Here is an 11,167-nt window from a genome sequence, read left to right on the forward strand (position 1 = left end):
TCGGGGTACGGGAGTCCTGATGGTCCGGGACGCGGTGAACGCACCCGGTGGCGCCGGTCGTCAGGCGTTCACGGCGGATCGGGTCTTCCAGGAGGAGACGACGCTGACGGCCTGCCACGGGTTGAGCCGGGGGTCGCAGTAGGACGTGTACCGCTCGCCGACCCCGGACAGCCCGGACGCGTCGACGACGCACTCCGTCACATCGTGCGGCGTGGTCTCCAGATGCAGCCCGCCGGCCACCCCGCCGGCCGTCGTGACCGCCTCCAGGAACCGCGCGACCTCCAGCGACACGGTCTCCACCAGACGGGTCTTGTAACCCCCCGGCGCGGACACGGTGTTGCCGTGCATCGGATCGGTCAGCCAGATCACCGGATGACCGGCCGCCCTCACCGCCTCGACCAGAGCCGGCAGCCGCTCCGCGACATTCTCCGCACCCATCCGGGCGATCAGCGTCAGCCGCCCCGGCTCCCGGTACGGATCCAGCCGCTCGCACAGCGCGAGGAGTTCGTCAGGTGTCATCTTCGGACCGACCTTGCACGCCACCGGATTGCTCACCTCGGCCAGCAGCGCCACATGCGCCCCCTCGACCTGACGGGTCCGCTCCCCGATCCACGGGAAGTGCGTCGACCCCAGGTAGAGCCGGTCCTGCTCGTCGGTGCGCAGCATCGGCACCTCGTAGTCCATCAGGAGGGCTTCGTGGCTGGTCCAGACGACGGGCTCGATCACGTCGCGGCCGGCGGCGCGTTCGCGCCAGCCCAGGTGCTCGACGATGTCGCCGGCGGCCATGTAGCCGGTCAGGATGCGCAGGGGGGCGGGCCACCGGCTGTCCGCGTCCGCCTCCGGGCCGTTGACCATGTGGCCGCGGAACGAGGGGAGTTCGACCCCGTCGACCATCTCGGTCGGCTTCGAGCGGGGCTTGGCGAACTGCCCCGCGATCCGCCCGACCCGGATGACGGGCCGGTGCGCCACCAGGCGCAGGGCACCGGCCAGCAGGTCCAGCAGCGCCGCCTTGCGCGCCACATGCGCGACCGTGCACTCCTGGGGATCCTCCGCGCAGTCACCGGCCTGGACGATCAACGCCTGCCCGGCGGCGACCTTGGCCAGATGCCCGCGCAGCGTGGCCACATCCGAGGCCTGCACCAGCGGCGGACGCGTCATCAACGCGTCCCGGACACGACTGACCTGCAGAACATCACCCCACTCGGGCTGCTGCAGAGCATCACGCATCCTGATGTCTTCTAAAACGTTATCCATGATCACGAACTCGAACTCCAATCCGGCGATGGGGAGCGGTGGATCGAGAAGAGGTGGGGGGTGGCGAAACGACAGGCGAGACAGTCCCTGGTCCGGCCTCGGGCCGGCGGGACCGTCGGACGGCTTCGGGGCCGTCGGACGGGAAGGCTCTCGCGGTTGACCTCCGGGAGCGGGACGCCCGGAGCGCACAGCGGCTCGAACGGCACGCCGGTGTCGGCGGCCCCTGCAACTGCGCAGAATCAGACACTAGTGCCCTTCCGTGGGTGGTCGATGAAATGCGGATGTACGGACGATGCAATCCGTCAGGTCGGCCCGGGACCCGCTCCCCACCCCAACGACGCATCACTGAACGGAACTTGACGCGCCGGGACGCTCGTGCGCACGGCTGGACGCGTACGGACGGACGCGTACGGATGGATGAGGCGGCCTGGTGGACGACGGACCGGCAGGACGGGTCGGCTCGGCTGGGCATCATGGAGCCGACCGGGGCGACACGGTCGCACACGGGTCGGCCCACGCCGACCGGGTTCTCTAGCGCGAAGCTGTCGCGACACCCGCTCGACGGGCAACGGCAACGGCAGCGCGGAGCGCGCTGCCGGGCGGCACAGCCATGGATGGACACAAGGTGGCGCTCATATGGATCCCCCGTTCGGGAGTGCCCTTGCGTAGCCACAACGCCGGCACCCCTGGATACACCTGTCCCGTTGGCTCCACCGGAACCAACGACCCGGTCGATTCTGCCCCACGCCGAGGCGTCAGACAACGGACATTGATGTACACCGCACGAGGAATATTTGACACGCAGGGGTCTTGACTCGCAAACGCCTTGGGAACAATCGGGACGCACATCGGACGGATGCATTCAAAATCACGGCCCCCGCAGGGTGGTTCGTCCCTCTGTAATGGCCGCCACGGGCAACTCCCGGCCCTCCGTCCAGCCTTGGCGCACCCCTCGGGAATCCGCCATGGCTCGATTTCACCGGCAGGCGGGAAAAGCCGTTCGCACTCCCGTTATTCGTTTTCGATATGACCCCCATACTCCCTTCGTATTGGCACTCCGCCCATAGTTGGGGGAAGCTCGAACCACCGGCCTAGGTCCCGGGACGGATCTTGGTCCCGAGATGGATCTACGCCGGAGCAACGGGGACCAACGGGGGAAATCAGAAAATGAACGTCTTCGCGCCCGGGTGCGCGTTTACGTGGTGTCACCGCGGCGGCCCGCGCGACTGCGCCGGCCGCGCACGAGGAGCGCCACGCAATGGCCGGCCCTCCGGAGAACGACCGCGGCCCCGCCGCCGCCCCTCCGGTTCTGCCCTCGCCCTGGGGCAGGTCTTCCCGTCTGGCGACCCGTTCCGCGACGCGATCCCGCATCAGCGTCGCAGGACCATCCCTCGGCTCGACAGGAGGCAGCTGTCCATGACCACTTCTTCCCGGAGCACGTCGACCACGGCCGCCACGCACGACGCACCCTCCCGTACGGAGCTCGTCGCACGGGCCGCCGCCCTGCGGGACCGGCTGTGGGCGGACGCCCCGCAGGCCGACCGCGACCGCAGGCTCGACGAAGGCACCGTCGCCGCCATCAAGGACGCGGGGCTCTTCCGGCTGCTGACGCCCCGGCGCTTCGGCGGCTACGAGACGGACGCCCGCACCCTGCTGGACGTCGTCACCGAACTCGGCCGCGGCTGCGGCTCGGCCGCCTGGGTCACCGGCGTCCTCAACGCGGGCAACTTCGTCGCGGCGCTCTTCCCGGACGAGGCGCGGGAGGAGGTCTGGGGCGACAACCCCGACGCCGGGGCCGCCCTGGTCCTGGGCCCCGGCGCCCCGGCCCGGAAGGTGGAGGGCGGCGCCCTGGTCACCGCCAAGTGGCCCTACTCGTCCGGTGCGTGGCACTGCGACTGGGCCGTGGTCGTCCTCCCGGTGCAGGACGGGGACGCCGCGCCCGAGCTGTTCCTCGCGCTCGTCCCCATGCGGGACACGACCGTCGAGGACACCTGGTTCATCACGGGCCTGCGGGGCACCGGCAGCAACACCATCGTGGTGGACGGGAAGACCGTCCCCGACCACCGGCTGATCCCGCTGGCGCAGGCACTCGACAGCGCGATCCCGCCCCGCCACCCCGAGGAGACCCTCTACCGCAGCAGCTTCTCCGGCATGCTTCTGACCTCACTGCTCGGCGCACAGCTCGGCGAGGTGAGGACCGGCCTGGAGCTGGTCCTGGAGAAGGCGCCGAAGCGGTCGATCAACGCCTCCAACTACACCAGCCAGGTCCAGTCGGTGACCTTCCAGACCACCGTCGCCGAGGCGGCCACGAAGATCGACACCGCGCTGTTCCACGCGTACCGGCTCACCGGGGACATCGACGCGCACGCCCGCCGCGACGAGGCACCGGACGTGCCCACCCGCGTCCGCGTCCGCACCGACTCGGCATACGCCAGCAGGCAGTGCCGCGAGGCGATCGACCTGCTGGTCAGTGCCCATGGAACGTCCGCCTTCGCCGAGTTCAACCCCCTCCAGCGGATCTGGCGGGACGTCAACGTGGCGAACCGGCACGCGGGATTCGGGGCCGGAATCCCGGAGGAGATGTACGGCCGGGTGCTGCTCGGCGAGGACCCGCAGGCCGTCAGCTTCCTGCTGTAACGGTTCCCCGGGCCGCCGCCCTCCGGGGCCGCTGTCCGGGCACACCGCGCACCATCACCGGCCGGGCAGCGCCGGCGGACGGCCGCGGGACGGCGGCCCGGTCCGCCGGTGCTGCCCGACGGCCTTTCCACGGCCTTTCCGGTGTTCCGCGCCCGCCCCGGCGGCCGCGGACCCCCTCACATCCGAACGGGAGAACACATGCTGGAGCAGCGCTCCTTCCGCGACATCCTCGGCCGGTTCGCCACCGGCGTCGTGCTGGTCACCGCGCAGACGCCGCACGGTCCGGTGGGCATGGCCGTCAACTCCTTCATGTCCGTGTCGCTGGAGCCACCGCTGATCGCCGTGTGCGCCGCGCGCTCCTCGACCACCTGGCCGGCCGTCCGGTCCGCCGGGGGCTTCGCGGTCACCGTCCTCGGGGGACAGCACGAGGACGTGTGCCGGGCGTTCAGCACCCGGGGGGCGGACCGGTTCACCGGCGGGGAGTGGGGGTTCACCCGGGGCGGGCACCCGGTGCTGCGCGACGGGCTGGCCTGGCTGGACTGCCGGATCTCCACCATCCAGCCGGCGGGCGACCACGAACTGGTCGTCGCCGAGGCCCTGGAGGGCGGGCTGACCGGCCGGGAGGGCCCGCTGGTCTTCTACGCCAGCCGCTACACCGAGCTGGCTTCCGCCCCCGAGTGCGTCTGACGCGGGGCGGCGCCGCGAGGACGCGGAAATGCCCACGGCCGGTGGGCGGCCCCTGGATGGAGGGGCTGCGCACCGGCCGTGGGCCGTTCGCCTCGGGCGTCCGGTCAGGACGTGACGGCTGCTTCCTGCGCCGGTTCGGCGGAGCCTGCCACAACGGCCGCCTTGCGCTGGGTGAGGCGGTGGGCGAGTTCGGAGAAGGCGAGGCCGAGGACGGCGATGACCGCGGCGATGTAGCCGAGGCTGCCGGAGCCGCCGATGGACAGTCCCGCACCGCCGATGGCCCCGGCCAGGGCGATGGCCACGTACAGGATCGAGGAGTGCAGCGAGACCAGCACCGAGGCCAGCGGCGGGTTCAGCCCGATCAGCCGGTGCTGCTGCGGGGCGCTCATGCTGAAGCAGGCCACCGCGAAGACCGCGATGAAACCGACCGACGCCGGGAACGACCCGCTGAACACCTGCACCAACGCCAGGCACACCGCGACCCAGACCAGGCAGATCGCCATCACACCCCGGCCCCCGATCCGGTCCGTCACGATCCCGGCCAGATAACTGCCCACGATCGAGATCACCCCGAGCACGAACATCAACGTCGCCGTCCTACCGCCCGAACCACCCGTGGCACCGTCGAAGATGTCCGCAATGTAGGTGTAAAGGACGTACACCGACGTGAACGCCAACGCCGTCGTCGCCAGCGTCGTCAGCACCCGCGGATCCGCCAGCGGCACGAACCGCCTCCGCAGACTCTCCGCCGGCGGCACCGGAATGTTCCGCGGCACCAACGTCAACAGCCCCACGATGCCCACCACGGCCAGAGCCGCCACGAACCACATCGTCCCGCGCCACCCGAACCGGCTCCCGAACGCCGTACCGATCGGAGCACCGAACGCCGTCGCCGCCGTGAACCCGGTAAGGACCGTCGCAATGGCCCGCCCCCGCTTCTCCGGCGGCACGAGCGAGGCGCCCGAGGAGGCGCCCACGGGCACGAACAGACCGGTACCGGCGGCCGCGACCGCCTGGGCCACCAGCAGCAACGCATAGTTCGGCGCCACAGCAGCACCCACCGTACCCACCAGATACACCAACGCGGCCCCCAGCAGCACCACCCGCCGCGACCACGCCGCCGTCACCGTCGCCAGCACCGGCCCGAGGATCGCACACGCCAGCGCGTAGACCGTCACCACCTGACCCGCGGCCGCCGTCGAGACATGCAACGAGTCCTCAAGATGCGGCAACATCCCCGCCAGCACGAACTCGTTCGTGGCGACCGCGAACACGCCAAATCCCAGGAGCGGAACGCTGAACCGGGACACCTGCCCCAGTCCTGCGTCAGTGGCATTTGACACTTACTTTCCTCCCATGCAGAGTCCACTTTTCAGCGGGCGTAACAAAAGGTCACCTCACGCGCATTTCCGGGCCGGACACTGCGGGGAACAACGGCGTCCGGGGACGCGGAAGTTGGCGACGCCGTCGGCAGCGCACCCGCCGCGGTCACTGGCCGGCATGGAGGACGGACGCGCGGCGGGTAAGACCTGCGCATCCCAGCACCGAAGATCAACACCCCTGCTACGCACGGCGTATGCATGCCGTCCGATGTACCGGCACAACTGGTGGCATCACGCCAGAAGTACCTGACTCGTATCGTCCAGGACCTCTGTTCACAAGTCCAATACGGAGTCGGTCTGACCGGCATAACGGATCCTTATAAGGACCTGAATTCACCCGATCGGAAAAGAAAACGAAACAGAGGACTTTTCCGGACAGAGGACTTTTCCGGACCGAGCCGGACGCACGACGTCGCCACAAGGGCCGGGCCGGACCGCCTTCGATCCGGCCCGGCCCGTCGGACGTCCCGGGCGGCCGTCAGGCGTCCGGGGTCTCCGGCAGGAGCGGAGGCGCGGAGAGCGGGGCGGGAACGGGACTGAAGAGGACGGCCCGGAGGACCTTCGGGGTGAAGAGCCTCGTGTTCGGGGCCGCGAGGGAGCCGACCTCCCGGAAGGCGTCGCCGACGACGGGGTTGCCGGGGACGCGCCGGATGACGCGGTCGAGGTACCAGGCGACGGGACGGTCGACCGCGCGGGGCCGCACCGCGTTGCCGGTGACGCCGGGGACGGCGCGGTCGCCTCCGGTGGAGATGTCCCACGCCCGCCGGGCCACGGCCGCCATGGCGCGCTGCACGCGCCGCGTGGTGGGGGTGCGGCGGGGGTCGCCCAGGGTGTCGCGCAGAGCGACGGCGCACAGCGCGGCCACCGACATGCCCTGACCGTAGACGGGGTTGAAGGCGCACAGCGCCTCGCCGGTGGCGAGGAAACCCGCCGGGCGGCGGCCCGGGAGGTCGTAGCGGCGGCGGACGTTGGACGCCTTGCGGAAGCCGTGGATGGAGCCGAGGGGTTCGGCCTTCTCCAGCCACTCGCGTATCACCGGGTGCGGGAGGCTGGCCGCGAAGTCGAGGTATCCCGCCTCGTCCGTGGGCGGTTCGTTCCCCCTGAAGCCCGACATGAGCACGATCCACCGGTCGTCGCCCTCGACGGGCGCCAGGATTCCGCCGCGCGGCTGTCTGCCGTCGATCGCCATGTAGACGGCCCTGTAGGGCAGTTCACCCGTTCCCGGTCCGGACCGGTAGAAGCGCGTGGCGTAGGCGAGTCCCGCGTCGATCGTCTCCTCGTGCGGCGGCTCGGCACCGATCGCCCGCAGCCAGGCGGGGGCCCGCGAGGAGCGGCCGGAGGCGTCGAGGACCAGGTCGGCGGTGAGCGTGCGGGTCTCCTGACCCGCGCCGCGGGCCCGGACCCGGACGCCGCGTATGCGCGCGGCGTCACCGACGAGGCCGGTCACCTCGGTGCCCTCCAGGACGGTGATCCGGGGGTCGGCGAGGACACGGCGGCGGACCACCCACTCGGGCAACGGCCGGGAGCCGGTGAGGACATGGGTGCTGGCGGCGGTGCGCCGGTACCAGTCGCCCCCCTGCCACTGCAGGATGTCGGTGGGCATCGCGAGGCGGGGGGCGCCCTCCTGGAGCAGCTCCTCCGACAGGCCGGGCAGCAGCTTCTCCAGCGCGTCCACCCCGCCTTTGAGGAAGAGGTGGGCGTGCCGGTCCTGGGGCACGCCGGGGCGGTGCTCGGGCCCGTCGGGGTAGCGGTCGCGCTCGACGACGGTCACGGAGTCCGCGTGATCCTTGAGGACATGGGCCGCCAACAGCCCCGCGAGGCTTCCTCCGATGACGACCGCGTGCCGCTTCGCTCGGTCGGGTCCCTGGGTGCGCTCGGCGCGCGGTAAACCGATTCCCATGAGTCGATCCCCTCTTTCCGGCCCGCCGCGTCCCGGCGGCGGTCCCTGTTCCCGGACGTGATCAACCCTACTGATCGATCACTTACTTCAACGGGGCGGGTGATTTCCTTGTCAGGTCCGGGGGGAGATGACACCGGAAATCCGGACTCGCCCGGCAAGGGGCCGGGCGAGCGGGTCGGGGCGAGCGGGCCGGGCCCGTCGGTATCGGGCCCGTCGGTAAATGCCTCGACACCGGCCGCGGCGATCGGGAACGCTTCGCGCGATGACCAGAATCGACGACACACCGCCCGCGTGGGACGAGCGCACCCAGCTCGCCACGTTCCTCGACTACGCACGCGACACGGCCCGCGCCAAGTGCGCCGGCATCTCCGCGGAGAACGCCCGCAAGGCGCTCCTGCCGAGTTCGCCGCTGATGACCGTGAGCGGAGTGATCAACCACCTGCGCTGGGTGGAGTACCACTGGTTCCAGGTGGTCTTCCTCGGCGAGGAGGACCGGGGCCCCTGGACCGAGGAGGACCCCGACCGCGAGATGCGGATCGCCGTCGACTTCCCGCTCGCGCAGCTGCTCGACGAATACGCCGAACAGAGCGCCCGTTACCGCGAATTGGTCGCCGGGAACGACCTGGACACCCGGGCCCGACGGGCCGTCCGCAACGGCCTCCGTGTCGACCTGCGCTGGATCCTCCTCCACCTCACCGAGGAGACGGCCCGCCACAACGGCCACCTGGACATCCTGCGCGAGATGCTCGACGGCACGACCGGCGGCTGAAGTCGCGTCCGGTGCGGCCCGATCCACGCGCAGCACGGGACCCGGCGAACAACTCCCCTTCCGGCGTCAGGGCTTCCAGGGGAGGCGGAGGGCTTCGAGTCCGGGATGACCGAGGAGCGCTTCGATCAACGGGGTGGGGCCTGCGACCTTGGTGCCGTGGAGGTCGAAGTGGGTGAAGGTGACCCAGGACCGGTCCACGGGCCAGATGTTGGAAGGGCTGTAGGCCATCAGGTCGGGGTGGTAGGAGAGGTCGTGGGCGTCGCCCAGGCGGCCGGTGAGCACCGTGGGGACGTGGTAGTAGAACATGTTCCGGCAGAAGTGGACCAGGCAGCGGGTGTCCGGGCCGTCCGGGCTGTATGCGATGAGCAGGTCCACGAGTTGGTGCCAGGTCTCCGCGTCGAGACTGCCCTCGTCCGACCACAGGATGTTGTCCGGCCAGCGGCGGTCCGCGGAACGGCATGAGGGCAGTTGGTGGCGGTCGGGGTAGGCGCCTTCCTCGACGACCGGGTCGCCGGTGCGCCGGGCCAGCTCGGACCAGCGCAGGCGCTGCCAGTCCGGCCCGGGGCGGGTGGCCCAGCTCGATTCCTCGTCGTCCCCGTCATCCCCGTCATCGTCGGCATCGTCGGCATCGTCGGCGAAGGCCGGGCGGCGCGGGTCCTCGTAGAGGGCGTGCAGGATCCAGGCGCTGTCGGGAAGGGCCGGCGGTTCGAAGCCGAGGAGGCCGTCGTCGCCGGACAGTTCGGCCGGCCAGCGCGTCTCGGCCCCGGCGGAGACACGCGTCCAGGCGGCGAAGGCCGCGGCCTCCTCGGGGGTCAGGACCCGCGCCGCCCGCTCGGCCTTGTCCTTCGCGAGGATGTCCCGCATGACGGGGGGCACCTCGTCGATGTCGGGATAGCCGTAGATGTCTTGCATACGACCATTGTCGCAAGCTCCGGGACCGGTCCGCCTTCACCACGGCTGTCCCGGCGGCGGGGCGCGCGTACTCTCGGAGCCATGAGCGATCTCCCGGCGCTTCTGGCGGTCTTCGGTGGCTTCGCCGCGGTCCTCGCCGGTTTCGTGTGGCTGGCGGCCCGCGTCCGCCGCCGCGGCACAGCAGGCTCGGCCGTCACCGCAGCGTTGGCCTCATGGGAGGAGGCGTACCGCGTGACCTCTCATGCGTCCTACTGGGAGATCAAGGCGCAGGAGGAGCGCCGGGCGCCCGTTCTGTCGCCGGACGGCCACTGGCGGCCGAGCGGCGGCCCCGGAACGGGGCGGGTGGGCGGGAGGAGCCGGGCAGCCCTTCCGCCGCGCCCCCGGCACCACCGTGCGGGCCTCCGGCGCCCGGCACGGCGATGGCGTCGGCGGCACTGACCGGAGCGTGCTGATCCCGGTGAACTCCGCACCGAACGTGCGGCGTTGAGCCGGGGCACATCTGCACGCCCGGCTCAACGCCGCTCCCGCCCACGGGCCAAGGGACGGGCTCAGTCGTCGAACGCCTCATTGAGCAAGGCCCCGCCGACCAGACCCGCCGCTCCCGCGGCGGCCACGCCGCCCCATCCGGGTCCCTGGCGCCGCTGCTGCGGGTTCGGGTAACCCTGCTGCGGCTGGGGCTGTCCCTGCGGCATCGGCTGCGGAGCCGGCGCCTGGGGCGGCGCGTAGAAGGGCGGGGCCGTGGTCTGCACCCGCTGTGCGCAACCACCGCAGGCCTGGACCGGGCGGGGTGCGCCCCACTGCGGGGAGTAGGTGACCGTCGTCATGCCGGGGCCGTGGCCGGGGTCGAAGAAGCACGGCACGGTAGGGGCCGCGACCGGGGCCGCCGCCATGACGGCCGGGGCCTGCGGCGGCATGACCATGGTCGGGGTCGGTGCGGGAGGGGCGGACGGAGCGGGCGGCATCTGGGCCGCGGCGGGAACGGTCTTGCGGAGCTGCCCGGGCGCGGGCTGCTGCGGCGCGGCACCGCCCGGGTCCGGCGTCTCGCGCAGGACGTCGACGCCGTAGTCGGTCGCGATGCCCGCGAGCCCGGAGGCGTAACCCTGCCCCACCGCGCGGAACTTCCACTCCGCGCCGTGCCGGTACAGCTCGCCGAAAACGAGCGCCGTCTCGGAGTCGAGGCCGCCGGCCGCGAGGTCGTAGCGGGTGATCTCCTGGCCGTCGGCCTGGTTCACGACGCGGACGAACGCGGCGCGGACCTGGCCGAAGCTCTGGTGCCGCTGCTCGGCCCCGTAGAGGGAGACCGGGAAGACGATCTTCGCGACCTCGGCCGGCACCGCGGCGAGGTTCACCTGGATCTGCTCGCCGTCACCGCCGCTTCCCGCGTGCCGGACGGAACCGTCCGGGCTGGTGAGGTTGTTGAAGAACACGAAGTGCCGGTCGGACAGCACCTTCCCGGACGGGCCGCACAGCAACGCGCTGGCATCCAGGTCGTACCCGGGCCCGGCCTGCCAGCCCAGCCCGACCGTGACCGCGGTCAGACCGGGCGCCTGCCTGCTCAGCGAGACATTGCCGCCCTTGGTCAGGGGCACACCCATCGACTTCCTCCGCAACTGCTCCGTCCGCGGC

8 protein-coding genes and 1 pseudogene are annotated in these 11,167 nt (G+C 71.4%); 4 read left to right on the top strand and 5 right to left on the bottom strand.

Annotated features, from left to right (window positions below; genetic code table 11):
* Positions 1-60 precede the first annotated feature (60 nt).
* A complete protein-coding gene (locus tag AB8735_RS05235; protein ID WP_372405656.1) occupies positions 61-1,254 on the bottom strand; it encodes a 3-deoxy-7-phosphoheptulonate synthase in 1,194 nt (397 codons plus the stop codon).
* Between the two features lie 1,416 nt (positions 1,255-2,670).
* On the opposite strand from AB8735_RS05235, the gene AB8735_RS05240 reads away from it, so the two are divergent.
* Positions 2,671-3,891, top strand: coding sequence for an acyl-CoA dehydrogenase family protein (locus AB8735_RS05240; protein WP_372405657.1), 1,221 nt, complete (start codon positions 2,671-2,673; stop codon positions 3,889-3,891).
* Between the two features lie 198 nt (positions 3,892-4,089).
* Positions 4,090-4,578 (top strand): flavin reductase family protein, encoded by a 489-nt coding sequence (locus tag AB8735_RS05245; protein ID WP_344023067.1) that lies wholly within the window; start codon positions 4,090-4,092, stop codon positions 4,576-4,578.
* Between the two features lie 104 nt (positions 4,579-4,682).
* On the opposite strand, the gene AB8735_RS05250 is transcribed toward AB8735_RS05245, so the two are convergent.
* Together AB8735_RS05250 and AB8735_RS05255 are read right to left on the bottom strand one after the other, a co-directional pair.
* Positions 4,683-5,852, bottom strand: coding sequence for an MFS transporter (locus AB8735_RS05250; protein ID WP_372405658.1), 1,170 nt, complete (start codon positions 5,850-5,852; stop codon positions 4,683-4,685).
* Positions 5,853-6,438: 586 nt separating this feature from the next.
* Entirely contained in the window at positions 6,439-7,860 is a 1,422-nt protein-coding gene (locus tag AB8735_RS05255) for an FAD-dependent oxidoreductase (RefSeq protein WP_344023063.1), read from the bottom strand.
* A 262-nt stretch (positions 7,861-8,122) separates the two neighbouring features.
* Here AB8735_RS05255 and AB8735_RS05260 point away from each other — a divergent pair, with 262 nt between their 5' ends.
* Positions 8,123-8,629 (top strand): DinB family protein, encoded by a 507-nt coding sequence (locus AB8735_RS05260; RefSeq protein ID WP_372405659.1) that lies wholly within the window; start codon positions 8,123-8,125, stop codon positions 8,627-8,629.
* Positions 8,630-8,695: 66 nt separating this feature from the next.
* Here AB8735_RS05260 and AB8735_RS05265 read toward each other — a convergent pair whose 3' ends face one another.
* Positions 8,696-9,541 (bottom strand): hypothetical protein, encoded by an 846-nt coding sequence (locus AB8735_RS05265; protein ID WP_372405660.1) that lies wholly within the window; start codon positions 9,539-9,541, stop codon positions 8,696-8,698.
* An 81-nt stretch (positions 9,542-9,622) separates the two neighbouring features.
* On the opposite strand from AB8735_RS05265, the gene AB8735_RS05270 reads away from it, so the two are divergent.
* Entirely contained in the window at positions 9,623-9,979 is a 357-nt protein-coding gene (locus AB8735_RS05270) for a hypothetical protein (RefSeq protein ID WP_372405662.1), read from the top strand.
* Between the two features lie 611 nt (positions 9,980-10,590).
* Here the strand turns inward: AB8735_RS05270 and AB8735_RS05275 are convergent.
* Positions 10,591-11,136, bottom strand: a pseudogene (locus AB8735_RS05275) (TerD family protein); the annotation flags it as partial.
* Between the last annotated feature and the right edge of the window lie 31 nt (positions 11,137-11,167).

Source organism: Streptomyces luteireticuli (assembly GCF_041519305.1).
Classification (GTDB): domain Bacteria; phylum Actinomycetota; class Actinomycetes; order Streptomycetales; family Streptomycetaceae; genus Streptomyces; species Streptomyces luteireticuli.

Excerpts from the sequence above, each read along its gene's own strand:
- AB8735_RS05265 (WP_372405660.1), bottom strand. The coding sequence starts at position 9,541 with ATGCAAGACATCTACGGCTATCCCGACATCGACGAGGTGCCCCCCGTC.
- AB8735_RS05245 (WP_344023067.1), top strand. The coding sequence starts at position 4,090 with ATGCTGGAGCAGCGCTCCTTCCGCGACATCCTCGGCCGGTTCGCCACC.
- AB8735_RS05240 (WP_372405657.1), top strand. The coding sequence starts at position 2,671 with ATGACCACTTCTTCCCGGAGCACGTCGACCACGGCCGCCACGCACGAC.
- AB8735_RS05255 (WP_344023063.1), bottom strand. The coding sequence starts at position 7,860 with ATGGGAATCGGTTTACCGCGCGCCGAGCGCACCCAGGGACCCGACCGA.
- AB8735_RS05260 (WP_372405659.1), top strand. The coding sequence starts at position 8,123 with ATGACCAGAATCGACGACACACCGCCCGCGTGGGACGAGCGCACCCAG.
- AB8735_RS05235 (WP_372405656.1), bottom strand. The coding sequence starts at position 1,254 with ATGGATAACGTTTTAGAAGACATCAGGATGCGTGATGCTCTGCAGCAG.
- AB8735_RS05270 (WP_372405662.1), top strand. The coding sequence starts at position 9,623 with ATGAGCGATCTCCCGGCGCTTCTGGCGGTCTTCGGTGGCTTCGCCGCG.